Origin of the sequence: Burkholderia sp. MSh2 (genome assembly GCF_000731655.1) — a bacterium.
GTDB lineage: Bacteria > Pseudomonadota > Gammaproteobacteria > Burkholderiales > Burkholderiaceae > Burkholderia > Burkholderia paludis.
In genome coordinates, this window is sequence record NZ_JPGM01000008.1 from 15,085 (window position 1) to 41,243 (window position 26,159).

At 68.3% G+C, this 26,159-nt stretch carries 27 protein-coding genes, 2 pseudogenes and 1 riboswitch; of the genes and pseudogenes, 15 read left to right on the plus strand and 14 right to left on the minus strand.

Annotated elements, in window-relative coordinates:
* The first annotated feature begins 6 nt into the window (after positions 1 to 6).
* From GQ57_RS06595 to GQ57_RS06610, 4 genes and pseudogenes are all read left to right on the plus strand, one after another.
* Positions 7 to 1,005, plus strand: a complete 999-nt coding sequence (locus tag GQ57_RS06595; RefSeq protein ID WP_034197441.1) for a 2-hydroxyacid dehydrogenase — start codon at positions 7 to 9, stop codon at positions 1,003 to 1,005.
* A 126-nt stretch (positions 1,006 to 1,131) separates the two neighbouring features.
* Positions 1,132 to 1,771: pseudogene (bluB, locus tag GQ57_RS06600) on the plus strand (5,6-dimethylbenzimidazole synthase); the annotation flags it as partial.
* A 502-nt stretch (positions 1,772 to 2,273) separates the two neighbouring features.
* Entirely contained in the window at positions 2,274 to 3,443 is a 1,170-nt protein-coding gene (locus GQ57_RS06605) for an MFS transporter (protein ID WP_034197442.1), read from the plus strand.
* Between the two features lie 93 nt (positions 3,444 to 3,536).
* Complete coding sequence (locus GQ57_RS06610; RefSeq protein ID WP_034197443.1) at positions 3,537 to 4,697, plus strand: MFS transporter; 1,161 nt, start codon at positions 3,537 to 3,539, stop codon at positions 4,695 to 4,697.
* A gap of 111 nt (positions 4,698 to 4,808) precedes the next feature.
* Here the strand turns inward: GQ57_RS06610 and fahA are convergent, their stop codons facing one another.
* On the minus strand, positions 4,809 to 6,113 hold the full coding sequence (gene fahA, locus GQ57_RS06615) for a fumarylacetoacetase (RefSeq protein ID WP_034197495.1): 1,305 nt from the start codon (positions 6,111 to 6,113) through the stop codon (positions 4,809 to 4,811).
* 189 nt (positions 6,114 to 6,302) lie between these two features.
* Here fahA and GQ57_RS38980 point away from each other — a divergent pair.
* Positions 6,303 to 6,581 (plus strand): annotated as a pseudogene (locus GQ57_RS38980) (zinc ribbon domain-containing protein); the annotation flags it as partial.
* Here GQ57_RS38980 and hmgA read toward each other — a convergent pair.
* The 4 genes from hmgA to GQ57_RS06635 are packed head-to-tail and all read right to left on the minus strand — an operon-like array spanning position 6,562 to position 11,200.
* A complete protein-coding gene (gene hmgA, locus GQ57_RS06620) occupies positions 6,562 to 7,896 on the minus strand; it encodes a homogentisate 1,2-dioxygenase (RefSeq protein ID WP_034197444.1) in 1,335 nt (444 codons plus the stop codon). The pseudogene GQ57_RS38980 and the gene hmgA sit on opposite strands and share 20 nt — an antisense overlap.
* 20 nt (positions 7,897 to 7,916) lie before the next feature.
* Positions 7,917 to 9,272: an MFS transporter gene (locus GQ57_RS06625; protein WP_034197445.1), complete on the minus strand. Its 1,356-nt coding sequence runs from the start codon at positions 9,270 to 9,272 to the stop codon at positions 7,917 to 7,919.
* On the minus strand, positions 9,269 to 9,499 hold the full coding sequence (locus GQ57_RS06630) for a DUF2783 domain-containing protein (RefSeq protein WP_031399558.1): 231 nt from the start codon (positions 9,497 to 9,499) through the stop codon (positions 9,269 to 9,271). The genes GQ57_RS06625 and GQ57_RS06630 overlap by 4 nt, the downstream gene beginning before the upstream one ends.
* 39 nt (positions 9,500 to 9,538) lie before the next feature.
* On the minus strand, positions 9,539 to 11,200 hold the full coding sequence (locus GQ57_RS06635; protein ID WP_034197446.1) for an FAD-dependent oxidoreductase: 1,662 nt from the start codon (positions 11,198 to 11,200) through the stop codon (positions 9,539 to 9,541).
* 352 nt (positions 11,201 to 11,552) lie between these two features.
* Here GQ57_RS06635 and GQ57_RS06640 point away from each other — a divergent pair, with 352 nt between their 5' ends.
* On the plus strand, positions 11,553 to 12,356 hold the full coding sequence (locus tag GQ57_RS06640; RefSeq protein WP_031399560.1) for an EAL domain-containing protein: 804 nt from the start codon (positions 11,553 to 11,555) through the stop codon (positions 12,354 to 12,356).
* A 208-nt stretch (positions 12,357 to 12,564) separates the two neighbouring features.
* Here GQ57_RS06640 and GQ57_RS06645 read toward each other — a convergent pair whose 3' ends face one another.
* The gene (locus GQ57_RS06645) at positions 12,565 to 13,356 is read right to left on the minus strand and encodes an IclR family transcriptional regulator (RefSeq protein WP_034197447.1); all 792 of its coding nucleotides are present in this window, start codon (positions 13,354 to 13,356) and stop codon (positions 12,565 to 12,567) included.
* 204 nt (positions 13,357 to 13,560) lie between these two features.
* Here GQ57_RS06645 and GQ57_RS06650 point away from each other — a divergent pair, with 204 nt between their 5' ends.
* Positions 13,561 to 14,748 carry an acyl-CoA dehydrogenase gene (locus tag GQ57_RS06650; RefSeq protein WP_031399562.1) on the plus strand — a complete coding sequence of 396 codons (1,188 nt, stop codon included), beginning with the start codon at positions 13,561 to 13,563 and terminating at the stop codon, positions 14,746 to 14,748.
* Positions 14,749 to 14,895: 147 nt separating this feature from the next.
* Here GQ57_RS06650 and GQ57_RS06655 read toward each other — a convergent pair whose 3' ends face one another.
* Positions 14,896 to 15,534 carry a peroxiredoxin gene (locus GQ57_RS06655; protein WP_034197448.1) on the minus strand — a complete coding sequence of 213 codons (639 nt, stop codon included), beginning with the start codon at positions 15,532 to 15,534 and terminating at the stop codon, positions 14,896 to 14,898.
* Between the two features lie 318 nt (positions 15,535 to 15,852).
* Here GQ57_RS06655 and GQ57_RS06660 point away from each other — a divergent pair, with 318 nt between their 5' ends.
* The 3 genes from GQ57_RS06660 (at position 15,853) to GQ57_RS06670 (ending at position 17,153) form a co-directional block, all read left to right on the plus strand.
* Positions 15,853 to 16,155 carry a DUF883 family protein gene (locus tag GQ57_RS06660; protein ID WP_006494044.1) on the plus strand — a complete coding sequence of 101 codons (303 nt, stop codon included), beginning with the start codon at positions 15,853 to 15,855 and terminating at the stop codon, positions 16,153 to 16,155.
* A 121-nt stretch (positions 16,156 to 16,276) separates the two neighbouring features.
* Entirely contained in the window at positions 16,277 to 16,666 is a 390-nt protein-coding gene (locus GQ57_RS06665; protein WP_031399564.1) for a phage holin family protein, read from the plus strand.
* A gap of 43 nt (positions 16,667 to 16,709) precedes the next feature.
* Positions 16,710 to 17,153, plus strand: a complete 444-nt coding sequence (locus tag GQ57_RS06670; protein ID WP_031399565.1) for a DUF3318 domain-containing protein — start codon at positions 16,710 to 16,712, stop codon at positions 17,151 to 17,153.
* A gap of 54 nt (positions 17,154 to 17,207) precedes the next feature.
* Here the strand turns inward: GQ57_RS06670 and GQ57_RS06675 are convergent, their stop codons facing one another.
* The 7 genes from GQ57_RS06675 to glyA form a co-directional block, all read right to left on the minus strand.
* Positions 17,208 to 17,654, minus strand: a complete 447-nt coding sequence (locus GQ57_RS06675; protein WP_034197449.1) for a type IV pilin protein — start codon at positions 17,652 to 17,654, stop codon at positions 17,208 to 17,210.
* Positions 17,651 to 18,112 carry a pilus assembly protein gene (locus GQ57_RS06680; RefSeq protein ID WP_031399567.1) on the minus strand — a complete coding sequence of 154 codons (462 nt, stop codon included), beginning with the start codon at positions 18,110 to 18,112 and terminating at the stop codon, positions 17,651 to 17,653. Before GQ57_RS06680 ends, GQ57_RS06675 begins: the two co-directional genes overlap by 4 nt.
* Before the next feature lie 203 nt (positions 18,113 to 18,315).
* Entirely contained in the window at positions 18,316 to 19,152 is an 837-nt protein-coding gene (locus GQ57_RS06685) for a PilW family protein (protein WP_034197450.1), read from the minus strand.
* Positions 19,142 to 19,543, minus strand: coding sequence for a type IV pilus modification PilV family protein (locus tag GQ57_RS06690; RefSeq protein ID WP_235215031.1), 402 nt, complete (start codon positions 19,541 to 19,543; stop codon positions 19,142 to 19,144). The genes GQ57_RS06685 and GQ57_RS06690 overlap by 11 nt, the downstream gene beginning before the upstream one ends.
* 5 nt (positions 19,544 to 19,548) lie before the next feature.
* Complete coding sequence (locus GQ57_RS06695) at positions 19,549 to 20,112, minus strand: GspH/FimT family pseudopilin (protein WP_034197451.1); 564 nt, start codon at positions 20,110 to 20,112, stop codon at positions 19,549 to 19,551.
* A gap of 153 nt (positions 20,113 to 20,265) precedes the next feature.
* On the minus strand, positions 20,266 to 20,745 hold the full coding sequence (gene nrdR / locus GQ57_RS06700) for a transcriptional regulator NrdR (protein ID WP_031399571.1): 480 nt from the start codon (positions 20,743 to 20,745) through the stop codon (positions 20,266 to 20,268).
* A gap of 6 nt (positions 20,746 to 20,751) precedes the next feature.
* A complete protein-coding gene (glyA, locus tag GQ57_RS06705; RefSeq protein ID WP_031399572.1) occupies positions 20,752 to 21,999 on the minus strand; it encodes a serine hydroxymethyltransferase in 1,248 nt (415 codons plus the stop codon).
* Between the two features lie 137 nt (positions 22,000 to 22,136).
* A riboswitch (ZMP/ZTP riboswitch) is annotated at positions 22,137 to 22,238 on the minus strand.
* Between the two features lie 180 nt (positions 22,239 to 22,418).
* On the opposite strand from glyA, the gene GQ57_RS06710 reads away from it, so the two are divergent.
* The 5 genes from GQ57_RS06710 (at position 22,419) to tolA (ending at position 26,099) form a co-directional block, all read left to right on the plus strand.
* A complete protein-coding gene (locus GQ57_RS06710) occupies positions 22,419 to 23,165 on the plus strand; it encodes an SDR family NAD(P)-dependent oxidoreductase (RefSeq protein ID WP_034197452.1) in 747 nt (248 codons plus the stop codon).
* Between the two features lie 99 nt (positions 23,166 to 23,264).
* Entirely contained in the window at positions 23,265 to 23,750 is a 486-nt protein-coding gene (gene ybgC / locus GQ57_RS06715) for a tol-pal system-associated acyl-CoA thioesterase (RefSeq protein ID WP_031399574.1), read from the plus strand.
* A 144-nt stretch (positions 23,751 to 23,894) separates the two neighbouring features.
* Complete coding sequence (tolQ, locus tag GQ57_RS06720) at positions 23,895 to 24,572, plus strand: protein TolQ (protein WP_021157170.1); 678 nt, start codon at positions 23,895 to 23,897, stop codon at positions 24,570 to 24,572.
* A 10-nt stretch (positions 24,573 to 24,582) separates the two neighbouring features.
* Positions 24,583 to 25,032 carry a protein TolR gene (tolR, locus tag GQ57_RS06725; protein ID WP_031399575.1) on the plus strand — a complete coding sequence of 150 codons (450 nt, stop codon included), beginning with the start codon at positions 24,583 to 24,585 and terminating at the stop codon, positions 25,030 to 25,032.
* The gene (tolA, locus tag GQ57_RS06730; RefSeq protein ID WP_031399576.1) at positions 25,029 to 26,099 is read left to right on the plus strand and encodes a cell envelope integrity protein TolA; all 1,071 of its coding nucleotides are present in this window, start codon (positions 25,029 to 25,031) and stop codon (positions 26,097 to 26,099) included. The genes tolR and tolA overlap by 4 nt, the downstream gene beginning before the upstream one ends.
* The last annotated feature ends 60 nt before the right edge of the window (positions 26,100 to 26,159 follow it).

Below are 26,159 nucleotides of genomic sequence, written 5' to 3' on the forward strand. Positions count from 1 at the left end.
TGCAGCGTGCGCGTGATCCTGTTCAGCAGCCGGCAGTACGACGGCGATTCGTTTACCGCCGCCAACCGGCAGTTCGGCTATCGGCTGCACTTCCAGCCGTCGCACCTCGACGCGGAAACGGCGATCCTCGCGCACGGCTACGACGTCGTCTGTCCGTTCGTCAACGACACCGTCGACGCGGCCGTGCTCGAACGGCTGGCGGACGGCGGCACGCGCCTGATCGCGCTGCGCTCGGCGGGCTTCAATCACGTCGACCTGGCCGCCGCCGAGCGGCTCGGCATCACGGTCGTACGCGTGCCCGCCTATTCGCCGCACGCGGTCGCCGAGCATGCGGTCGCGCTGATCCTCGCGCTCAATCGCCGGCTGCCGCGCGCCGTCGCGCGCACCCGCGAAGGCGACTTCTCGCTGAACGGCCTGCTCGGCTTCGACCTGCACGGCAAGACCGTCGGCGTGATCGGCACCGGCATCATCGGCAGCGTGTTCGCGAAGATCATGATGGGCTTCGGGATGCACGTGCTCGCGCACTCGGTGCCGCCGTACAACGACGAGCTGATCGCGTTCGGCGCACGCTACGTCGGGCTCGACGAGTTGCTGCGCCACGCCGACATCGTCAGCCTGCACTGCCCGCTGCTGCCGTCGACGCACCATCTGATCAACGAGCGGACGCTCGCGCAGATGAAGCACGGCGCGATGCTGATCAACACGGGCCGCGGCGGCCTCGTCGATGCGCAGGCATTGATCGACGCGCTCAAGAGCGGCCAGCTCGGCCATCTCGGGCTCGACGTGTACGAAGAGGAAAGCGGGCTGTTCTTCGAGGATCACTCCGACCTGCCGCTGCAGGACGACGTGCTCGCGCGCCTGCTGACGTTCCCGAACGTGATCGTCACGTCGCACCAGGCGTTCTTCACGCGCGAGGCGCTGGCCGAGATCGCGCACACGACGCTGCTGAACATCGAGGCATGGCATGCGGGCACGCCCGCCAACGTCGTGAGCGCGGCCCGCTGAATCGGCGCGTCCGGGTTCCCTATCCGGATTCAGGCAACAATTCCGCACTTTGTTTCGACTGATGTAACGCGGCCCGCGCACGGTCTGATATCGTTGCGCCGACGTTCTCCCCTGCCCGTGCCGCCCATGCGTTTCGACGACTCCGACATCGCCGCCGTCTATCGCGCCATTTTCGAACGGCGCGACATGCGCCACTTCACGCCGGCGCCCGTCGATCCGGCCGCGCTCGCGCGATTGCTGCGCGCGGCGCATCACGCGCCGAGCGTCGGCTTCATGCAGCCGTGGCGCTTCATCCGCATCACCGATCCCGCGCTGCGCACCGCGATCCATGCGCTGGTCGAGGCCGAGCGCCGCGCGACCGCCCACGCGCTCGGCGAGCGCCAGGACGAATTCATGCGGCTGAAGGTCGAAGGCGTGCGCGAATCCGGCGAACTGCTGGTCGTCGCGCTCGCGGACGGCCGCGAGCGCCACGTGTTCGGCCGCCGCACGCTGCCGGAGATGGATCTCGCGTCCGCCGCGTGCGCGATCCAGAACATGTGGCTCGCAGCCCGCGCCGAAGGGCTCGGGATGGGCTGGGTGTCGCTGTTCGACGTCGATGCGCTGCGCGCGCTGCTGCGCATGCCCGACGGCGCGAAGCCGATCGCCGTGCTGTGCATCGGGCACGTCGACGCGTTCTATGCGAAGCCGATGCTCGAGGAGGAGCGCTGGGCCGCGCGCATGCCGCTCGAAGCGTGCCTGTACGAGAACGGCTGGGACGATCCGGCCGCGCTCGACGCCGCCGGCGGGCCATCGACGCCTGCCGACGCGCCGGCGGATGCCGATACGGCAGGTGCAGGTACATCGACCGCAAGCGCCGGCGGGCCATCAACGCCTGCCGACGTACCGGCGGACACCGATACGGCAGGTGCAGGTACATCGACCGCAAGCGCCAGCGGGCCATCGACGCTTGTCGACGTACCGGCAGACGCCGATACGGCAGGTGCAGGCGCATCGACCGCAAACGCCGGCGATCCATTGAAACGCGCCGTCTGACGCCCGCCCCCGCCGCCGCCCGCGGCCGGTTTCCGGCCGCATAGCCGGGCAAATCCCACATTGTGAGCATCGCTGCGGCGGCCGCGTCGCACGCCGGCAACATCCGTTTTGACCCCGCGCTTAGGGGTTTTCACTGAAGTAGAATCGCGGCTGTCGTCCGTCGTCCGCTTCACCGTCCGCCCGTCCCGCGCATCCTGCGCCCGGCCCGGGCGACAGCCTTTCCCGAGCCTACCGCGATGCCCCTGCCTCTTTTCGCCCTCGCCGTCGCCGCATTTGGAATCGGTACCACCGAGTTCGTGATCATGGGGCTGCTGCCCAATGTCGCGCGCGATCTCGGCGTGTCGATCCCGGCCGCCGGGATGCTCGTGTCGGGCTATGCGCTCGGCGTGACGATCGGCGCGCCGATCCTCGCGGTCGTCACCGCGAAAATGCCGCGCAAGCGCGCGCTGATGGGCCTGATCGGGCTGTTCATCGCCGGCAACCTGCTCTGCGCGATCGCCCCGGACTATGCGGTGCTGATGGCCGCGCGCGTCGTCACCGCGTTCTGCCACGGCGCGTTCTTCGGAATCGGCTCGGTGGTCGCGAGCAACCTCGTCGCGCCGAACCGCCGCGCACAGGCGATCGCGCTGATGTTCACCGGCCTCACGCTCGCGAACGTGCTCGGCGTGCCGCTCGGCACCGCGCTCGGCCAGGCGTTCGGCTGGCGCGCGACATTCTGGGCCGTCACCGGCATCGGCATCGCCGCGGCCGCCGCGCTCGCCGTGTGCCTGCCGAAGCATCTCGCGATGCCCGACACCAGCATCACGCGCGAATTCAGCGTGCTGAAACACCCGCAGGTGCTGATGGTGCTCGGCATCAGCGTGCTCGCCTCCGCGAGCCTGTTCAGCGTGTTCACGTACATCACGCCGATCCTCGAGGACGTGACGGGCTTCTCGCCGCGCCAGGTCACCTACGTGCTGCTGCTGTTCGGCCTCGGGCTGACGGTCGGCGGCACGCTCGGCGGCAAGCTCGCCGACTGGCGCCGGATGCCGTCGCTGATCGCCACGCTCGCGCTGATCGGCCTCGTCCTCGCGCTGTTCGCCGGCACGATGCACGCGCCGTTCGCCGCACTCGCGACGATCTTCGTCTGGGGCATCCTCGCGTTCGCGATCGTGCCGCCGCTGCAGATCCTGATCGTCGATCGCGCGAGCGATGCACCGAACCTAGCATCGACGCTGAACCAGGGCGCGTTCAACCTCGGCAACGCGACCGGCGCATGGCTCGGCGGGATGGCGATCGGCTCGGGCGTGCCGCTCGTGAACCTGCCGTGGGTCGGCGTCGCGATGGCCGTCGCGGCGCTGGCGCTCACGCTGTGGTCGGCATCGCTCGAGCGGCGCCCGATGGTTGCGCCGAGCGAATACGTGTAATGCGACGGCCGTCGATTCGTTGCGCGCACAACTCCACGCGAACCTGATGGCCTTCATGGACCTTTCAAGGTCCACGGTGTAGCATCCCGGCCGATGAAAGCCATTCTCAATCGCGATTTCCTCGCGCTGATCCTGAGCGTCGCGGTCGTCGGCCTCGGCACCGGCGCCACGCTGCCGCTCACCGCGCTCGCGCTGACCGAAGCCGGACACGGCACCAACGTGGTCGGCATGCTGACGGCCGCGCAGGCCCTCGGCGGCCTGGCGATCGTCCCGTTCGTCACCGCGCTGGCGCGGCACATCGGCTCGCGCCGCGCGATCGTCGTGTCGGTCGTGCTGCTCGCGACGGCCACCGCGCTGATGCAGTTCACGTCGAACCTGATCCTGTGGGGCGCGCTGCGCGTGCTGTGCGGCGCCGCGCTGATGCTGCTGTTCACGATCGGCGAGGCGTGGGTCAACCAGCTCGCCGACGATTCGACGCGCGGCCGCGTCGTCGCGATCTATGCAACCAACTTCACGCTGTTCCAGATGGCGGGCCCGGTGCTCGTGAGCCAGATCGCCGGTGCGACGCACATCCGCTTCGCGCTGTGCGGCGCGCTGTTCCTGCTCGCGCTGCCGACGCTCGCGACGATCCGGCGCGCGCCGCTCGCCGGCGACGACGCGCATCACGAGGCGCACGACCGCTGGCTCGACGTGCTGCCGCGCATGCCCGCGCTGATCATCGGCACCGGCTTCTTCGCGCTGTTCGACACGCTCGCGCTGTCGCTGCTGCCGCTCTACGCGATGGATCACGGCGTCGCGAGCGCCACGGCCGTGCTGCTCGCGTCGATCATGCTGTTCGGCGACACCGCGATGCAGTTCCCGATCGGCTGGCTCGCGGACAAGCTCGGCCGCGAACGCGTGCACCTCGGCGCCGGCTGGATCGTGCTGGCCGGCCTGCCGCTGCTGCCGTTCGTGATCGCGAACCCGTGGCTGTGCTGGCCCCTGCTGTTCGTGCTCGGCGCGGCGGCCGGCAGCATCTACACGCTGTCGCTCGTCGCGTGCGGCGAACGCTTCCGCGGGGCGGCGCTCGTCACCGCGAGTTCGCTCGTGTCGGCCTCGTGGAGCGCCGCGAGCTTCGGCGGCCCGCTGGTCGCCGGCGCGCTGATGGAGCAACTGGGCAGCCACGCGCTGGTCGGCGTGCTGGTCGCCTGCGTCGCGGCATTCGTCGCGGCCGCGCTGTGGGAGCGGCGCGCCGCGTTGCAGCGCGCGGTGTGACGACGGCGCGAACGCGCGCCGCCCGGTCACCCTCATGCCGATCGCTCCGCACAAATGACGACGGCCCGCGCGATGCGGGCCGTCATGCTCACCAGCGTGCTGCGCGGCGCGTTACGCGTTCAACGCCGGCAGGATCTTGCCGACGCACGTGCCGAAGCCGACACGATAGCCGTCGCCCTGGCACCATCCGGCGAGCGCAAGCTCGTCGCCGTCCTCGATGAACGCGCGGCTGCCGCCGCCGGTCAGCGCAACCGGCTCCTTGCCGTTCCACGTCAGTTCGAGCAGGCTGCCGAACGAATCCTTCGTCGGCCCGCTGATCGTGCCCGAACCCATCAGGTCGCCCACCCGCGTGTTGCAGCCCGAGACCGTGTGATGCGCGAGCTGCTGCGCCATGGTCCAGTACATGTGCTTGAAGTTCGTGCGGCTGATCGACGTCGCCTCGGCCGCGCCTTCGGCACGCAGCGTCACTTCGAGCGCGATGTCGAACCCGTGCCGGCCCGCGTGCTGCAGGTACGCGAGCGGCTGCGGCGACTGCTCGGGCTGCGCGGTGCGGAACGGTTCGAGCGCGTCGAGCGTGACGATCCACGGCGAGATCGTCGTCGCGAAGGTCTTCGCGTTGAACGGGCCGAGCGGCACGTATTCCCACTGCTGGATGTCGCGCGCGCTCCAGTCGTTCAGCAGCACCATCCCGAAGATATGCGCCTCGGCGTCCTCGCACGCGATCGGCTCGCCGAGCGCGTTGCCGCGGCCGACGATGAAGCCCGTCTCGAGTTCGATGTCGAGCTTGCGGCACGCGCCGAACACCGGCCGCTCCTGGTCGGGCAGCTTCAGTTGCCCGTTCGGGCGCCGCACCGGCGTGCCGCTCACGACCACCGACGACGCGCGGCCGTTATAGCCGATCGGCATCTCCGACCAGTTCGGCAGCAGCGCGTTCTTCGGATCGCGGAACATCGAGCCGACGTTGGTCGCGTGCTCCTTCGACGAATAGAAATCGGTGTAGCCGGGAATCTCGACCGGCAGATGCAGCGTCGCGTCGCGCTGCGCGACCAGCACCTGCGCGCGCAGCGCCGCATCGTCGCGCAGCCGTGCGTCGTCGCGCGAGAACAGGTCCGACAGTTGCACGCGCACGCTGCGCCACGCATCGCGACCCAGCGCGATGAATGCGTTCAGCGTCGGCGCGGCGAATGCATCGGCGCCGGCCGGCAGCGTCACGAGGCCCGCGCGCGCGAGCGCCGCCAGATCGACGATCTGGTCGCCGAGCGCCACGCCCGCGCGACGCGCCGCGTGCGTCGCATCGCTGAAGATGCCGAACGGCAGGTTCTGGATCGGGAAATCGCAGGCGGGATCGTTCGCCGACTCGACCCAGCTCTTGCGGGCCGGGTCGAGCGTCGCGCGCCAGTCTTGGGTATCGCTCATCAAATGCTCCGAGTAACCCCGCCTTTGACGGCGAGGTGGAAGGGAATGCCGCTGTTTGACAGCCGCATTTCATCGTTAAGTTGGCCGGTACGATGCTCGTCTGTCGCTACCGGGTGAAGTCGTCCGACGGACTGCTTGACGCGCAGAGCCGTGCGGTGAAGTACGTCTGCAACGACACGCGCTCACCCGCTCCGTTACAACGCGATCGCGCACGGAACCCCGTTCGAGGAAGCCGGCGAAAGCGCTTCTACCCGGTCCTGTTCGTCGCACGGGTCGAACGACGGCACGACGCGGCCGAAAGGTATCGCGGGATTGCGAACGAGCGCGTGGTGCTGCAATGGCCGTGGTGTCGTGCACGATCGCGATACCGACGCTGCGTTGAACATTCTCCGGTGCGGACGTGCATCGCCAGCCGCGGGAATCGCCCCCCGTCAGGGAGGCGGAGACGTCAACGTTGCTCCGGATTGAAGTGCTTCCTGATGCCTTGCCAGCATTCGAAGTAGTCCGCCTGCAGTTGCGCGGTGTCGAGCGCGTAGCGCGTCGGCCGGATCAGCGTGCGGGTCTCGAACATGAACGCCATCGTCGCGTCGACCTTGTGCGGCTTCGTCGTGTCGCTCGCGGACGCCTTCTCGAACGTGTCCGCGTCGGGCCCGTGGCCCGACATGCAGTTGTGCAGGCTCGCACCGCCCGGCACGAAGCCTTCGGCCTTCGCGTCGTACGCGCCGTGCACGAGCCCCATGAATTCGCTCGCGACGTTGCGGTGGAACCATGGCGGGCGGAACGTATCCTCGGCCGCCAGCCAGCGCGGCGGGAAGATCACGAAATCGATCGTGTCGACGCCCGGCGAATCGCTCTGCGACTGCAGGACGAGGAAGATCGACGGATCGGGATGGTCGTAGCTGATCGAGCCGATCGTGTTGAACAGGCGCAGGTCGTACTTGTACGGCGCGTAGTTGCCGTGCCACGCGACGACGTCGAGCGGCGAATGGCCGATGTCCGCGCGCCACAGGCGGCCGTTCAGCTTCGCGATCAGCTCGAACGCGCCCTCGCGATCTTCGTACGCGGCCTGCGGCGTCAGGAAGTCGCGCGGGTTCGCGAGACCGTTCGAGCCGATCGGGCCGAGATCCGGCAGGCGCAGCAGCGCACCGAAGTTCTCGCAGAGGTAGCCGCGCGCATCGCCGTCCGGCAGCGCGACGGAGAAACGCACGCCGCGCGGGATCACCGCGATCTCGAACGGCTCGACGTCGAGCCGGCCGAATTCGGTCGCAATGAACAGCCGCCCCTGCTGCGGCACGATCAGCAGTTCGCCGTCCGCGCTGTAGAAGAAGCGGTCCCGCATCGAGCGATTCGCCGCGTACAGGTGGATCGCGCAGCCGTTCATCGCGGCGGCCGAACCGTTGCCGGCCATCGTCACCATCCCGTCGACGAAATCGGTCGGCTCGACCGGCATCGGCAACGGATCCCAGCGCAGCTGGTTCGGCGGCGTCGGCGGCACGTCGGCCGAGTCGGCGAATTCCGACACGAGCCGCTGCGGGCCGGCATACGGCTCGAACGGCCGGTGCACGGCCGCCGGCCGGATGCGGTACAGCCACGAGCGGCGGTTGTGGCCGCGCGGCGCGGTAAACGCGGTGCCCGACAGCTGCTCCGCATACAGCCCGTACGGTGCGCGCTGCGGCGAGTTGCGGCCGTGCGGCAGCGCGCCGGGCAGCGCCTCGGTCGCGAATTCGTTCGCGAATCCGCTCAGGTAGCCGGCGGTCGCCGGTTTCGACAGGTCAAGCGTCATCGTTTCCTTTCTCCATCAATTCAGGCGGCGTTCGGCGCCTGCGCGCCGCCACGCCGGGTCACGCCCGCCAGGCCGAGGACGAACAGCGCCGAGCACAGCACGGGCACGGCGGCCGCATGGAACAGCGCACCGTTCGACCAGTTGAGCGCAATCAGTTGTCCGCCGACGAGCGGCCCGAGCACCGAGCCGATCCGGCCGATGCCGAGGCTCCAGCCGATGCCCGTCGAGCGCAGCGACGTCGGGTAATACTGGCCCGCGAGCGCGTTGACCGCCGGCTGCCCGCCGACCACGCAGAAGCCGCCCGCGAACACGACCACCAGCAGCCACGGCAGCGCATGCGCGAGCGAGCCGATCAGCCCCACCGACACGGCCGCGCACGCGAAGCACGCGAACAGCACGCGCACGAAGCCGTAACGTTCGATGAACCAGCCGAGCGACAGCGTGCCGATCACGCCGCCCGTCTGCAGCACCGTGCCGACCATCACGGCCGTGCCCTGCGAATAGCCGGCGTCGCGCATCACGGTCGGCAGCCAGTTCGACAGGAAGTACAGATCGATCAGGTTCATGAAGCTGATCGCCCACAGCAGCAGCGTGACCGGCAGGCGGCCGTGGCTGAACAGCTCGGCGACCGGCGCGCCGGTCGCGGCACGCTCGCGCACGACGAGCCGCGTGTCCGCATCGATGCCGGCTTGCGGCGCAAAGCGCGCGAGCCAGTCGCGCGCCTGCGCGACGCGCCCTTGCAGCACCAGGAACTGCAGCGACTCGGGCAGCCGCGCGGCCATCGCGATCGCGAGCACGAGCGGCACCGCGCCGCCCACGAAGAACACCGAACGCCAGCCGAGCGCCGGAATCAGCGCGGCGCTGATGAAACCGCCAAGCGCGGCGCCGAGCGTGAAGCCGCACGACACGAACATCATCCGCTTCACGCGATGCGCGGCCGGGCTGAACTCGCCGACGAGCGCCATCGCGTTCGGCATGATGCAGCCGAGGCCGAGGCCCGTGACGAAGCGCAGCGCCATCAGCGCGGGAATCGAGCCCGCGAACGGCGTCGCGAGCATCGTCACCGCGAAGAACAGCGTCGAGCCGATCAGCACCGGGCGCCGACCGATCCGGTCGGCCAGCACCGACAGCCCGAGCGCGCCGAGCAGCATCCCGAACAGGCTCGCGCTGAACACCGGGCCGAGCGCCTGTTTCGGCACTCCCCATTCGGCGATCACGCTCGGCGCGACATAGCCCATCGCCTGCGCATCGAAACCGTCGATCACGAGGCACAGCCCGCACAGCACCAGCAGCATCCAGTGAAAGCCCGGGCGACGGGTCTCGTCGATCACGCCCTCGACTTCGAGCACGCGCGCATGGGTCGGCACCGCGCTCATTGCACGGCCTCGGCGACCGGGTGCACGGGCGGCGTCACGCCCTGCCGCGCGAGCGCCATCGCTTCACGCAGCACGTCGGCGTCGCCGATCTGGTTCGCGAGCAGCAGGATCAGCTTCGCGTTGACGAGCTGGCTGTCGCTGTCGGACAGGTCGCGATGCATGTCGATCAGCGCTTCGTAGAACGCGTCCGGATCGGCCAGGCGCGGACGGGTATCGAGGGGGGGCATGACGGAGTCTCCGGTGTCGTTGTCGTGGCAAATGCGGGTTCAGCGTGCGCCGGTCGCGCGCGCCAGCGCGTCGGCAAGCGCCTGACGGTCGAGCGTGCGCGTGCGGGCGCAGACGTGCTGGTCGGGGCGCAACAGGTAGAACGTGCCGGGCTGCGCGTCGTAGCGTTGCGCCGCGAGGCCGTCGACGTCCTCCACGACGTCGACGCCGGCCACCGGCCTCGCGTGCCCGGCCGGCACGACGAGCACCGGCAGCACCGGCAGCGCAAGGCCTTCGACCGCCCGCGCGAGTGCGGCCGCGTCGCCCGGCAACCCGAACAGCATGCCGGTGAAGCCGCCGCTCAGATGCTGCAGCAGCCAGCGCGACACGCCCTGCGCGCGCACCGGCGCATCGGCCGCCGCGGCGCCCGGCCGCATCGCGCCCGTGAAGGCGTCGCCGCCGCGATCCGGCGTGTTCAGCGGAGAATCGGCCAGTACCGCCGGCACCGACAGGCGGCCGCTGTTCACGAGCTTGCGCGCGAACTCGCAGTCGCGCGCAAGCTTCAGCGCCGCGTCCCGGAACACGCGCGACACCGGGCTCTTCGGCGTGATGAAGTCGGTCGAGCGCGTCGAGTTGCGGATGTTCTCGTCCGCCGCGAACTCGCGCTCGCTGGCATACGTGTCGAGCAGGCTGTCGGCCGCGCTGCCGTCGAGCACGAGCTTCAGTTTCCAGGCGAGGTTGTCGGCGTCCTGCACGCCGCTGTTCGCGCCGCGCGCACCGAACGGCGACACGCCGTGCGCGGAATCGCCCGCGAACAGCACGCGGCCGTGCCGGAACGTCTCCATCCGCTGGCAGCGAAACGTGTAGACGCTCACCCATTCGAGTTCGAACTCGACATCCGGCCCGAGCAGCGCACGCACGCGCGGGATCACGCGCTCCGGCTGCTTCTCGGCGACCGGGTCGGCGTCCCAGCCGAGCTGGAAGTCGATGCGCCACACGTTGTCGGGCTGGCGGTGCAGCAGCACCGACTGGTTGCGGTGGAACGGCGGATCGAACCAGAACCAGCGCTCCGTCGGAAACTCCGCCTTCATCTTCACGTCGGCGATCAGGAAGCGATCCTTGAACGTGCGGCCCTGGCTTTCGAGGCCCATCATCGTGCGCATCGGGCTGCGCGACCCGTCGGCCGCGATCACGTACCGCGCGCGCAGCGTCGCCGCGCCATCCGGCGTCTCGATCGTCAGCACCGCGTGCCCGGCCGCCTGCTCGACGCCCGTCACCTTGTGCTTCCAGCGGATGTCGATGTTCGGCAGCTCGAACGCGCGCTCGGCCAGATAGCCTTCGACGTAGTACTGCTGCAGGTTGATGAACGCGGGGCGCGCGTGGCCCTCCTCGGGCAGCAGGTCGAACGCGTAGAGCTGCTCGTCCTGCAGGAACACCTTCCCGACGTGCCAGCTCACGCCCTTGTCAACGAAACGCTCGCCGCAGCCGAGCCGGTCGAAGATCTCGAGCGTCCGCTTCGCGAAGCAGATCGCGCGCGAGCCGGTCGACAGCGTGTCGTCGTCGTCGAGCAGCACAACCGGCACGCCCTGCTGCGCGAGGTCGATCGCGGCCGACAGGCCCACCGGGCCCGCGCCGACCACCACCACCGGGTGAACGGTCGCGTCCTGCGCGCTCGGGCGGTACTCGAACTTCAGCGTCTGGTAATCGATGCTCATGGTCGCCATCCGCTCCTCAACCCCGCCGTGCGCTCGCCGGCGCGCCCGTCATCCCGCCCGTCGCCCGCCGGCGCGCCTGTCCGCCTTTCCTGTCAACCGCCACGTCTCGCTCCTCGCTTCCTGTTGATTCGTGAACGGCGCCGTCGCACGGCGCCCGAACGCCGCATTTCTTGATCGGCGACAAACTCTGGATTTACGAATAGTAAAACCAATTACGAATAGTGAAATCGACGTAAACCCTAGGCGACGGCCGGGAAACGGGATAACCATATGAGCGAAACGCCAAGCCGAGCGTGGCGCGCGCTGCTAATATCGAACTACGAGGCGGCCCGTTCGGCCGCCGTTTTTCCTTCTTACGCCGATGATTCCGCCCACCATTCCCGAGCTGGTCGCCCGTGCCGGGCAACTGCCGTATCTGCGGGATCACCTCGCGCTCGCCGAAGGCGGCACCGCGAGCGCGAATCTGCCGGAGCGCACGCTCGGCAGCGCCTACGAACCGATCTACGACGTGACGATGCCCGGCGCGCCGCAATCGACGTCGTTCGCCGACGCGATCGAGCGCTACGGCGACGAGCTCGGCTTCCAGGCCGTCACGCTGGTCACGGGCACCCCGCACGACCCGGTCGACTCGGCCGTCGACGACCAGACGCTCGTCGCGATCGACCGTCTGTCGCGCGCGCTGCACGCGATCAACTTCTTCGGCGCGCAGCGCCACGGGTTGCTGTTCCTGCGCGTACACGAACGGCTGCTCAAGAGCGTGAAATACGACCACGGCAAGCATTTCTCGTCGGTGCTGCAGCGTTTCGGGCTGCCGACCGAGCGGATCGTGATCGAGCTGCCGGCCGTCGCGGTCGCGCACAAGACCTTCCTCGGCTACCTGACGCGCAGCTACCAGCATCACGGCTTCAAGGTCGCGGACAAGCTGCCCGATCCGGGCCGCATCCTCGCGGTCGAATCGGACATGGCGCGCCCCGACTACATCAAGATGGATGCGGGCATCGCGTTGCGCGACGGGATGGTCAAGGCGCTCGTCGCCTATGCGCAGCGCGTGCGCATTCCGCTGATCTTCGACGGCGTGGTCGACGAGACGCAGTGCGAGTTGCTGCGTCAGTACGACGTGCGCTTCATGCAGGGGCCGGTGTTCGCGAAGGTCGTGACGGCCTGAACGGAGGGAAACGGCGCGCGCGCACGACTTGTGCCGCGCCGCCGGGTGCAGGCATCGGACGCCGTGCGGCTTTTCGGGAGCGGGCCGCGTGACGAGAAGGCGCGCTCGGCGCCAGGCGCCGACGGGCGGCGCAATGTTCAGGAACAGCGGCAGCGCCGTTCGCTATCGCCGGCATCGGCGACGGAACGGTTACCGCGTGCGGTACGGCTCAGGCCGTCTGCCCGAGCCGCTGCGCGAGCGCCTTCAGCTTCGGCCCGACCTGCGTACGGAAGACCGCCTCGTCCATCGACGATGCGGGGCCGCTGCAGCTCAGGATCAGCCAGCGCCCCTCGCGCGGCTCGCGAAACGGCACGGCCGCCGCGTTCACGTCCATGTGCCACGCGCGGAACGAATAGCAGCAGCCGCCCGCCGGGAATTCGGCCACCGCCTGCCGCGCGGCGTCGACGAGCGCATCGGCGTCCGCCGCGCCGCCAGCCGCGCGGTGCAATTCGGCGTAGAGCGCCAGGCGTACGTCTTCCGGCTGGACGGCCAGGTACGCGCGCCCCATCGAACTCGTCAGCATCGACAGCCGCGAACCGGGCGCAAGCCCGAGCGTCAGCGCGGTCTCGCTGCGGATCGTCTCCAGATAGATCATGTCGAGCCCGTCGCGGCAGCCGAGCGACACGGCCGCGCCGATCTCGCGCGCGAGCGCCTGCATGTGCGGCCGCGCGAGGTCGAGCGTTCCCGAGCCGGACAGCAGCGCGTAGCCGAGCGAAAGCACGCCGGCGTCGAGCGCATACTTTCCGAGCATCTCGTCGTAGCGCAGGTAGCCGAGCACGGTCAGCGTGTAGGCGAGCCGGTTGACGGTCGCCTTCGGCAACCCCGTACGCTCCGCGAAGTCGCGATTGCCGAGCATCGTCTCGCCGGGCCGGAACGCGCGCAGCAGGTCCAGCCCGCGTGCGAGCGCGACGACGAACTTGCGTTCGTCGATCGTGGTTTCGTCGATGGTTGAAAGTGTCATCTGATGCTACACTGGGCTCGATTTGCAAAACATTGTTCCGCACAGCGGAACTTCAGTCAAGCAAACCTTGGGCAGAGGCCTGGTTGAATCAGGGGCCGACCGCGAAGCATGAGACCCGAACGAGCGCCGACTCGGCACCGACCGCGAAGCATGGGGCCCGAGTAGGCGCTGAAGCGCCAACTCGGGCCGACAGGAGATGAGACGATGAGTGCTGCAACTTTTCATTGGGACGATCCGCTGCTGCTCGACCAGCAACTGACCGAAGAAGAGCGGATGGTGCGTGACGCCGCGCAGGCCTACGCGCAGGACAAACTCGCGCCGCGCGTTACCGAGGCGTTCCGCCACGAGCGCACCGACGCCGAAATCTTCCGCGAAATGGGCGAAATCGGCCTGCTCGGCCCGACGATTCCGGAGCAATACGGCGGCCCCGGCCTCAATTACGTGAGCTACGGGCTGATCGCGCGCGAAGTCGAACGCGTCGATTCGGGCTACCGGTCGATGATGTCCGTGCAGTCGTCGCTCGTGATGGTGCCGATCCATGAATTCGGCTCGGAAGCGCAGAAACAGAAATACCTGCCGAAGCTCGCGACCGGCGAATGGATCGGCTGCTTCGGGCTGACCGAGCCGAACCACGGCTCCGATCCGGGCAGCATGGTCACGCGCGCGAAACCGGTGCCCGGCGGCTACGCATTGTCCGGCGCGAAGATGTGGATCACGAACTCGCCGATCGCCGACGTGTTCGTCGTGTGGGCGAAGCTGGAAGAGCACGGCAAGGACACGATCCGCGGCTTCATCCTCGAGAAGGGCTGGAAAGGCCTGTCGGCGCCCGCGATCCACGGCAAGGTCGGGCTGCGCGCGTCGATTACCGGCGAGATCGTCCTCGACGAGGTATTCGTGCCGGAAGAGAACCTGATGCCGAACGTCAGCGGCCTGCGCGGCCCGTTCACCTGCCTGAACTCGGCCCGCTACGGGATCGCGTGGGGCGCGCTCGGCGCCGCGGAGTCCTGCTGGCACACCGCGCGCCAGTACGTGCTCGACCGCCACCAGTTCGGCCGGCCGCTCGCCGCCAACCAGCTGATCCAGAAGAAGCTCGCCGACATGCAGACCGAAATCACGCTCGGCCTGCAAGGCGTGCTGCGGCTCGGCCGGATGAAGGACGAAGGCACGGCGGCCGTCGAGATCACGTCGATCATGAAACGCAACTCGTGCGGCAAGGCGCTCGACATCGCGCGGCTCGCGCGCGACATGCTCGGCGGCAACGGCATCTCCGACGAATTCGGCGTCGCCCGCCACCTCGTGAACCTCGAAGTGGTCAACACGTACGAAGGCACGCACGACATCCATGCGCTGATCCTCGGCCGCGCGCAAACCGGGATCCAGGCGTTCTTCTGATCGTCCGGGCACGCGGCGCGCCCGACAACCGCGCCGCGCACGCGCAAAAGACACGGCCCGCCCGGCATCACTGCCGGGCGGGCCGCTTTGCTTCGGAGGCGCGCCCCGGGCCGCCGGCCCGGTAGCGCGCTCACGCGCAGCCGCTGCTTACTTGTTCGGCTGCGGCGTGAGGCGCAGATACGGACGCACCGCGTTGAAACCCTTCGGGAAGCGCTTTTTCAGCTCTTCCGGGTCCTGCAGCGACGGCACGATCACGACATCGTCGCCATCCTTCCAGTTGCCGGGCGTCGCGACCTTGTAGTTGTCGGTCAGTTGCAGCGAGTCGATCACGCGCAGCACTTCGTCGAAGTTGCGCCCCGTGCTGGCCGGGTAGGTGATGATGAGCCGCACCTTCCGGTTCGGGTCGATCACGAACAGCGAACGCACGGTCAGCGTTTCGTTCGCGTTCGGGTGGATCATGTCGTACAGCTGCGAAACCTTGCGGTCCGCGTCGGCGATGATCGGGAAGCCGACGACCGTCGACTGCGTGTCGTTGATGTCGTTGATCCAGCCCTTGTGCGATTCGACGCCGTCGACCGACAGCGCGATCACCTTCACGTTGCGCTTCTCGAATTCGCCCTTCAGCTTCGAGGTCAGCCCGAGCTCGGTCGTGCACACCGGCGTGTAGTCGGCCGGATGGGAGAACAGCACGCCCCAGCTGTTGCCCAGCCACTCGTGAAACTTGATCGGGCCCAGGCTCGATTCCTGCTCGAAATCCGGTGCGATGTCGCCAAGACGCAGACTCATGGTGTTCCCTCCTCGAACGATGCTGGTTGAAACCGCGCGCCGGACGGCGCGGGAAAGTCTGTCAGCTTACGGGAAGCAATGGCTCGTGCGAACGATTATTCCGTTTGATATTCATACTTTTTTGTCATTTTTGACCGGCATCGACGCAAGACGGACGCGCCGGTGGGAAACTTTTCACCCCGTTTGCCGCTCTGTTGATGATTACAAGTCGTTTACCATGCAGTCTTGCACTGTCCCCGTGTATCTTCCCGGCTCGCCAGCAGGCAGGGGTTTCGCTACGATGTGAACCTGCAGCATGACAGCACGAAGGGAGTTGCAATGTCGGAAATCAACAAGGAGAAACTGATGTCGGATATCAAAACCGTTCTCTCGGACGCCGAAGACCTGCTCAAGCAAGCCGCGAGCAGCACGGGCGACCGTGCGGCCGAGCTGCGCGAGAAGGCCATGTCGCGCCTGAAGCAGGCCAAGGAAAAGGCAGCCGACGTCCAGGTCGTGGTGGTCGAGAAAGGCAAGAAGGCCGCACGCGCGACCGACGATTACGTGCACGAGCATCCGTGGACGTCGATCGGCGTCGCCGCCGGCGTCGGCGTGCTGATCGGCCTGCTGATCAACCGCAAGTAACGCGTTCTGCGCCGTTACGTCCCGTTGGCCGCATCGCGGCCGACGGGCGTCGAAGCCAGCCGGCGGTTCCCGCCGGCCGGCTTTGTCCTAGCCGCTCACTGCACGCGCAAGCCTCTCACCCATGACGACAGACACCACCTCGCAGCCGTCCGGCCACGGACCGCTGCGCCGCCTCGTCGGCTCCGCGATCGGACTTCTGCAAACGCGCCTCGAACTGGTGGGCATCGAGCTCGCCGAGGAAAAAGAGCGCCTGATGGGCGTGCTGTTCCTCGGGCTCGCCGCGATGATGCTCGCCACGATGGCGTTCATCAGCCTGACCGTGCTCGTCGCAATCGCGTTCTGGGATACCTACCGCTGGCAATCGCTCGCGGCCATCACCGCGCTGTACGCCGCCGGCGGTATCGCGTGCGCACTGAAAGCGCGCACGCGCCTGCGCAATGCGCCGATCGTGTTCGAGGCGACGCTCGCCGAAATCGAGAAAGACCGCGAACTGTTCCGCGGCAAGCCGTGAACGCAGTCGCGCTCATCCCACCCACCTACTTCGCCGACGCGCCATGAGCCAGAACGTCACGGGCAATTCACCCCGCTCCCATTCGTCGCGATCGAACTGGAGCGCGTCGCAGCACCGCGCGCTCCGCAAGGAACTGCTGATCCTGCGATCCGAAGTCGAGCGGCTCGAACTCGCGGAGGCAGCCGGCGAAATGCGCCAGGCGGTCACGCGCTTCAGCTGGCTCAAGGTGTTCGTCCCCGGCCTGTCCGGCAGCAAGTTCAGCCAGTCCGCAAAAAACCTGAACACAAACCTCGGCCAGCTCGTCAACCAGTACCCGATGCTGAGTTCGCTCGCATCGCTCGTGCTCGCGAAACCGGTCCGCTCGCTGCTGCGCGCGAGCGCGGGGCCCGCGCTGAAATGGGGCACGCTCGGTTTCGCCGCATGGGAGGTCTACCGGATCTGGAAGCAATCCCGTGACGAGCGCGGGCTCGACGCGCGCGACGACTGACCGCCGCCATCCGGTGCGCACGGCCATGTGCCGCCGCGCGCCGCCCGTGCAAGCTCAACGCACGCCCCAGCAAGCTGCGCCAGACGCATCGGCGCCCTCGTTTCGCGCATTGCCTTTCGTCCCGTCGGAACGCAGCGTGAACACGCCGCAGGCATCGTCGCGCATCGGCCCCGTGTCGAGCGGGCTGGCCTGCAGTTCGTAGCTCACCGGCGAATCGTCGCCGTCCGGTCGCCGGAGCGTCAACCGGTAGACCGCGCGCCCGTCCGGCGGCGCCTGCGCGAGCGCATCGGGCAGCGTCGAAGGCGGCGCGCCGTCCAGCATTTCGAGATATTGGGATGCCTGGAACAGCGCGGCCGCCGCCGACGCGCGATGAACGCGCGCGACATGCTCGCGATACGACGGAATGCCCCATCCGGCCAGCACCGCGACGATCGCAAGCGCGACCATCAGCTCGATCAGCGTGAGACCCGGCGACCGGGGTGCGAAAACGCGGCCGCTCATCGAAACACCGTCGCAACGTGTCGCCAGCGCAACGCGACGACATGCCCGTCGAGGATCGCGACCTGATGCTGCAGCCAGACGGCGCTCGACGCATGCGCGCCGACACCGCGCGCGGTGACGAGATACGCGCGGGCGCCGACCGGCCCCGCCCCACGCCACGCCTCGATCAGGCACCGCGGCGGCTGCGCGGCCATCGGCCATCCGGCGAACGGCGCGAACGCTTCGGCGGCCGCCAGCGCCGGCATGCGCCGCCAGGCTTGCGGCTCCGCGTACGATTCGCCTTCGCTCACGTAAGGCGCCGAGCCCGCGCGCAATCGTGCGGTACATGCCGCCAGCGCAGCATCGGCCGCGTGGAATGCAACCAGCCGATCGGACAAGGCGCGCGTGCGGCGCGATTCCGTCAGCGCGGCTTCGAACCATGTGCCCGTCAGCGCTGCAACCGCTGCCCCGACCGCGATCACCGCAGGCAATGCAAGGCCCACATCGCGACGCCGGCCACGACCAGTTGACCGCAAGTGTAGGCGCTGCTCGTGCCCGCGCGTCGTCGGGACATCCGCCCCGGCGGACTGCCTCGGCTTGACGCCGCTTGTCGCGAGGCCCCGTTGTGGGTGGCCTGTCGCGACGCATCGCAGCCGCTCCGGCCTGTACCGCCCCGCTCCGTTCATCGCGGCGCCTCACCGGCCAGAGTCGAGGCACGCAACGTATCGTCGAACGCGGCCGTGGAATTCCTCAACGCGACGATACGATCGAGCGTCAAACGCGCGCGGCCGTCCTGCGCGACGACAGCGCGGCCACCGCAGTCGGCATGCCGCGCCGGCTCGCGCATCGGTTCGCCACGCGCCCGCACGCAGACATGTATGGCCACGACCTCACGCCAATCGTCGATGCGCATTGCATCGGCGTCGACGAACTGCGTGCCGCCGCGCCGAAGATAGCGCACCCGCATTTGATCGATTCCCGACACGACGGGCTGCGGCGTGCCGGCACGGCCGTTTCCTTCGCAATACAGTTCGGGCTCGCCCGTCGACGGACTGACGTGCACATCGAAGCGGTTCTCGACCGGCGCACGTTCGCCAGGCACGCCGACGCCCTGTCCGAGGCAATCCGACACCTGGCCGCTCACGGTGGGCCATGTCGACACGGCATCGCCGACATACCGGATCAGCAACGCATCCGACGCTGCGCGTGCGGGTTCGCACCGCACCCGTGCGCCATCGCCCTTCACGCGCGCCATCGAACAGCCGAACACGGGCGGCAACGACGCCCCCGCGTCGGCATCGAGCGGCCGGAATCCTGCCATCTGGATCTGCTGGCCGATCAGCGTCAGTGCGGAGGCGGCCGCGTCGCGCATCCGGAACCCGTCTTCCGCACGCCGCTGCGCGACACGCTGTGCGTGGTACAGCGCACCGGCGGCCGCGAGCACGAGGAGGCCAATGGTCATCGCAATCAACACTTCGAGCAGCGTATGCGCGCGCTGGCCGCGGCGATCAGCGTTCATCGGCGCCTGCCTCCCGGAACGGCACCCGGACACACGCCGGCGGCCGCGCCGATACGCGTGCCTCGTCGCATCGCGACGCGGCAGCCGCATTGCCGCTCCGCCAGCCGACAATTGCGTAGCGAATGCCATCCGGCCCGTCGGCACGCGAGATCGCACCGCCCGGCAACGACGCCGCCACCAGCGCCGCGAGACCGTCGCCGGCCTCCGGGGCCGCGTGCGAGCGCTCGATCCGCGCATCGGCCAGCCACAGCGCTCGTTCGCGCCAGATCGTCGCCTGCTGCGCACGCGCCATCGTGAGCTGGCTGCCGGCCACAGCCAGCATCACGGTTGCGAGCAGCGCGATGGCCAGCGTCGCCTCGATCAGCGACGTGCCGCGCATGAAATTACCCATCGCGATCACGCCGCGTCGCAACGGCCGGCGACGACGCGCGCCCGACCGCCTGCCGCGATCCGCACGCAACGGGAAACGCGCGCGTCGTCTGCGTCCGGCCCGCTACGGCGCGGCCGCAGTTCGAAACGCCGGATCCCGCCGATGGCCTGACCGACCGGCGGCGCGAACGCCAGATCGTGCGCGGCCCCCGCGACGGCCACTTCGGCATCGCGCGGATAGCGTCGCAGCACGCGCGACTGCCCGTCGACCTGCCCGCTGACGATCCAGTCGCACGACCATTCGGCCGGATCGCACCGCTCACCGGCCCGCAGACAGGTGCCGCCGGCCCCGGCCCGGCACAGCGTGACGCGCGTACCGAGACGCGCCGCCTCGGTGCGCGCGAACGACAGCGCGCCGAGCAGCGCGCGCGAGCGTGCATCCACGCGTTCGCGCATGCGCCACTGGTCGAACGCGGGCGCCGCATACAGCGCGAGCCCGGCGGCCAGCGAGATCGCGACCATCAGCTCGACGAGCGTGAACCCGCCCGGGCGTCGAGCCACTTCATTCAGGGGGTGAGAGCGCAGCCGCATCGCAGTCGTCCTTCGCCAACATGATGCGAAAAGGGTAGCGACGCGTGCGAGTGAACGCCATTTGCCGAACGGCCGACTGGCGGCATGCGGCCGCGACCGACACAATCGGCGCGAACTGAACCAGCGGAGAAAACGATGAACGGACGCAGCGCGTCAGCGCTTACGCGGCGCCTTGGCGGGAGAAGCGCGACGGAACTCTTCGATCACGTCGGCAAATTCGGAAACGTCCTCGAACCGGCGATACACCGATGCGAAGCGGACATAGGCGATCGTATCGAGGCCGCGCAACTCGTTCATCACGAGTTCGCCGAGCTTCTCGCTACGCACTTCACGCTCGCCGGTGGCGAGCAGCTGATATTCGATGCGGGCGACCGCCGCGTCGATCGCGTCCGCGGCAACCGGCCGCTTGCGCAGCGCGAGTTGCATGCTGGCGACGATCTTGCGACGGTCGAATTCGGTGCGGCTGCCGTCCTTCTTCACGACGAACGGCAGGGACAGCTCGACCCGCTCGTACGTCGTGAAGCGCTTGTCGCAAGCCGAGCAGCGACGGCGCCGCCGAATCGCGGCGCCATCTTCGGACACGCGCGAGTCAACGACCTGCGTGTCGTCATGCCGGCAGAACGGGCAGCGCATCGTCGATCAGCGATAGACCGGGAAACGCTTGGTCAGCTCGGCGACCTGTGCGCGCACGCGCTCGATCGTCGCCGTATCTTCCGGGTTCTCCAGCACGTCCGCGATCAGGTTGCCCACCTGCTCCGCTTCCGCCGGACCGAAGCCGCGCGTCGTCATCGCCGGCGAACCCAGCCGCACGCCGCTCGTCACGAACGGCTTTTCCGGATCGTTCGGGATCGCGTTCTTGTTCACCGTGATGTGCGCCGCGCCGAGCGCCGCTTCCGCCGCCTTGCCCGTGATGTTCTTCGCGCGCAGGTCCACCAGCATCACGTGGCTTTCCGTGCGGCCCGACACGATCCGCAGACCGCGCTTCACCAGCGTCTCGGCCAGCACGCGCGCGTTCTCGACCACCTTCTCCTGGTACGCCTTGAACTCCGGCGACAGCGCTTCCTTGAACGCCACCGCCTTCGCCGCGATCACGTGCATCAGCGGGCCGCCCTGGATCCCCGGGAAGATCGCCGAGTTGATCGGCTTCTCGAATTCCGCCTTCATCAGGATCACGCCGCCGCGCGGGCCGCGCAGGCTCTTGTGCGTCGTCGTCGTCACGAAATCCGCGTGCGGCACCGGGTTCGGGTACACGCCCGCCGCGATCAGGCCCGCGTAGTGCGCCATGTCCACCATCAGGTATGCGCCCACCGACTTCGCGATCTTCGCCAGTCGTTCGAAGTCGATCTTCAGCGCGAACGCCGACGCGCCCGCGACGATCAGCTTCGGCTTGTGTTCCTGCGCCAGCTTCTCCGCCGCTTCGTAATCGATGTCTTCCTGCTCGTTCAGGCCGTAGCTCACGACGTTGAACCACTTGCCCGACATGTTCACCGGCGAGCCGTGCGTCAGGTGACCGCCGTGCGCGAGGCTCATGCCCATGATCGTGTCGCCCGGCTTGAGCATCGCGAAGAACACGCCCTGGTTCGCCTGCGAACCCGAGTTCGGCTGCACGTTCGCCGCTTCCGCGCCGAACAGCTGCTTCACGCGGTCGATCGCCAGCTGCTCGACGACGTCGACGTATTCGCAGCCGCCGTAGTAGCGCTTGCCCGGATAACCTTCCGCGTACTTGTTCGTGAGCTGCGAGCCCTGCGCAGCCATCACCGCCGGGCTCGTGTAGTTTTCCGACGCGATCAGCTCGATGTGATCTTCCTGGCGGCGGTTTTCCTGCTCGATCGCCGCGAAGATTTCGGGATCGACGTTCGCGATGGTGCTTTGGGCTCTGTCAAACATACGGTTTCCGTTAAGTGTGTACAGGTTGACCGGAGTGGCCGAGTACGAGGCGTTGCAGGCGGGACCGGCTCGACGTGGCGGAAGGATCCGTATGACGCGAGGCAGGACAGCCACCGGCAATGCACGCGACGGCGCACAACGGCTGCCCAGGCGAACGGCAAAAACGGCGCCCCGCGCTTCACGGTGGGATGCTCCACCTTGAACCCGAAGGGTTCTTATCGCCAGTCACGCAGGGGTGATGAGCGCGTTAGTGTATTGGATGCGTCATGAATAGGCAACCGCGCGGCAGGCCGCCGGAGGCAATTGGGGCCAGACTCTACGCGCCCGTGCCGGAACGCTGTGACGCCTTGCCGCGGTGCGGCAATCTCAGTAGGCTTGCGGGATCTCACCCGCTATTTTGTCATCGACCAGGAGCAGCAATGATCGTGTTCGTCACAGGCGCGTCCGCCGGCTTCGGCGCCGCCATCGCCCGTGCCTTCGTCAAGGGCGGCCACCGCGTCGTCGCGACCGCGCGCCGCAAGGATCGTCTCGACGCACTCGCCGCCGAGCTCGGCGATTCCCTTCTGCCGTTCGAGCTCGACGTGCGCGACCGCGCAGCCGTCGAGGCGGTGCCGGCCGCCCTTCCCGCGGAGTTCGCGGCGCTCGACGTGCTCGTCAACAACGCCGGCCTCGCGCTCGGCGTCGAGCCGGCCCAAAAGGCCAGCCTCGACGAGTGGCACACGATGATCGACACGAACTGCGCGGGCCTCGTCACGGTCACGCACGCGCTGCTGCCCGGCATGATCGAGCGTGGCCGCGGCCATATCTTCAACCTCGGCTCGGTCGCGGGTTCGTACCCTTATGCGGGCGGCAATGTGTACGGCGCCACCAAGGCATTCGTCCGGCAATTCAGCCTGAACCTGCGCGCCGACCTGCTCGGCACGCCGCTGCGCGTCACCGACATCGAGCCCGGCCTGTGCGGCGGCACCGAGTTCTCGAACGTCCGCTATCGCGGCGACGACGCAAAAGCAGCGAACGTCTACCACAACGTACAGCCGCTCATGCCCGAGGACATCGCCGACACCATCTACTGGATCGCAACCCGCCCGGCACACGTCAACGTCAACACGATCGAGCTGATGCCGATCGCGCAGGCACCCGGCGGCCCGACCGTCTACCGCGGCTGAAGCCCCGCGGGCCCGGCCTCGGGCCGGCCCGCGTTGTGCTACGGCGTACTACATTCCGTTACGAATCGGTTACGAATCGGGCCTCGGCCTTCCGGTAGAATGCGCGCCATGACTCAGCCTACCCGCTCCCCGGACGCGCCCTCCGGCTTTATCTGGCCGGTACGCGTGTACTACGAGGATACCGACGCAGGCGGCATCGTCTTCTATGCCAACTACCTGAAGTTCTTCGAACGCGCCCGCACCGAATGGCTGCGCGCGTGCGGCATCGACCAGCGTCGGCTCGCCGACGATACCGGCGCGATCTTCGTCGTCCGCAGCACGTCGCTCGACTACCGCGCGCCGGCGCGACTCGACGACACGCTGGCGATCACGAACCGGCCGGAACGCATCGGCCGCGCGTCGGTGGAACTGTCGCAGGAAGCCTGGTGCGGAGACACGCTGCTCGTGGCCGGGCACATCCGCCTCGGCTGCGTCGACCGTACCGGCATCCGGCCCGCGGCCATCCCGCCGGCCGTGCTCGCCGCGCTGCAGCGCGGGCCCGCCGTCGACACCGGGCACACCGTATTGTCAACGCAGCGCGTCTGAGCGCCGTTTAGACAAAGCCCATGAACTTGCCTTTCTGATTCGATACTAAGCAAGGTTCGGCGTCAGGCATGGCCGGCGCGCCGCGCCGTACGCAGACCGGACGCCCTTGCCGGGCACCCCCGAAGGGACGTTACTCAAACCTCTATGAACACTTCTCAAGACCTGTCGATCATTTCCCTCGTCCTCAACGCGAGCGTGCTGGCCCAGGCCGTGATGGGACTCCTGCTGTTGCTGTCGCTGATGTCGTGGACCTTCATCTTCCGCAAGTGGTTCGCGATCCGCCGCGCACGCGCGCAGACCGAACGCTTCGAGAAGGATTTCTGGTCGGGCGGCGACCTGCAGGCGCTCTACCAGAGCGCGGCCAACAACCGCCACACGATCGGCGCGCTCGAGCGGATCTTCGAATCGGGGATGCGCGAATTCCTGAAGGCGAAGGAAAAGCGCATCAGCGATCCGGGCCTCGTGCTCGACGGTGCGCGCCGCGCGATGCGCGCGTCGTTCCAGCGTGAAATGGACGTGCTCGAAGCGAACCTCGCGTTCCTCGCGTCGGTCGGCTCGGTCAGCCCGTACATCGGCCTGTTCGGCACGGTCTGGGGGATCATGAACTCGTTCCGCGGCCTCGCGAACGTACAGCAGGCGACGCTCGCGAACGTCGCGCCGGGAATCGCCGAGGCGCTCGTCGCCACCGCGATCGGCCTGTTCGCCGCCATTCCGGCGGTGGTCGCGTACAACCGCTACGCGCACGACATCGACCGCCTCGCGATCCGCTTCGAGACCTTCATCGAAGAGTTCTCGAACATCCTGCAGCGTCAGGCCCAGTAAGGAGCGCGCCATGGCAGGAAGCCCCATCCGATCCAGCATGCGCGGCGGCCGCTCGCGCCGTGCAATGGCCGACATCAACGTCGTGCCGTACATCGACGTCATGCTGGTGCTGCTCGTGATCTTCATGGTCACCGCACCGCTCGTCGCCCCGTCGATCATCAACCTGCCGACCGTCGGCAACGCCGCGCCGCAGGAGCAGACGCCGCCCGTCGTCGTCAACATCAAGGCCGACCGCACGATGAGCGTCAAGTACAAGGGCGACTCGGGCGCGACCCAGGAAGACACGATGACGAAGGCCGAGCTCGACAGCTTCATCGCGGCCCGGCAGGCCGACCATCCCGACCAGCCGGTCGTCATCGCGGCCGACAAGACCGTGCAGTACGATGCAGTCATGACCGTGATGTCCGATCTGAAGGCGCGCGGCGTCAAGCGCGTCGGCCTCCTCGTCAAATCGCAATGAACCGGCAGCAACCCAACCGCAGCACCGCCTACCCGCCTCAGCCTCCCCGCGAGCGCGGCACCTGGCGCGCATTCGCGCTCGCCGCGCTGATGCACGTGCTGCTCGCGCTGTTCCTCTATCACGGCGTGCAATGGCAGAACAGCACGCCGGCCGGCTCCGAAGCCGAGCTGTGGACCGAAGTGCCCGACGTCCCCGCGCCGCGGCCCGTCGTGCCGCCGGTCGTGACGCCGCCCGTGAAGGCCGAGCCGCCCCCTCCCCCGGTGCGCGACGAGCAGGCCGACATCGCGCTGCAGCAGAAGAAGCGGCAGCAGGAAGCGGCGGCGCGTGAAGCGCTGCTCGAGCAGCAGCGCCGCGCGCAGCAGTTGAAGGCCCGGCAGGAAGAGGACGCCCGGCGCGCGCAGCTCGCGGCGCAACAGGCCGCCGCACTCGCCGCGCAGAAGGCCGAGGAGCGCGACAGGCAGAAGCAGGCCGACAAGCTCCGGCAACAGCAGCTCGCCGAACAGCAAAAGCGCGAGCAGCAGAAGCTCGAACAGCAGAAACTCCAGAAGCAGGCGCAGCTCGACGCGCAGCAGGCGGCGAAGGCGAAAGCCGACGCGGCCGCGAAGGCAAAGGCGGAAGCGCAGGCCAAGGCGAAGGCCGAAGCCGCAGCGCATGCGAAGGCAACTGCGGCGGCGAACGCGAAGCTCGACCGCGAGCGCAGCGCACGTCTCGCGCAGATGCAGGGCCTGTCCGGCGGCGGCGAAGGCGGCGGCGAAGGCCTCGCGAAGAGCGGCACGGGCACGGGTTCCGGCGGCAATGCCGCGACGCCCGGCTATGCCGACAAGGTGCGCCGCCGCGTCAAACCGAACATCTTCTGGAGCGGCGAGCGAGAAGGCCTGACCACCGTCGTCAAGATTCGGTGCACGCCGTCCGGTGACGTATTGAGCGCATCGGTTTCCCGCTCCAGCGGGAATTCGGGGTGGGATCAAGCCGTGATCAACGCGATCCGCGCGTCGGTCCCGTTGCCGCCCGATTCTAACGGTCGTACCCCGTCGGACATTACGATTACCTTCAGGGCTGCGGAGTGAAAGGAAATGCGCTTAAACTCCGGGCATCGCTGTCAGACGGGAACGAATCGGGTATTTTTA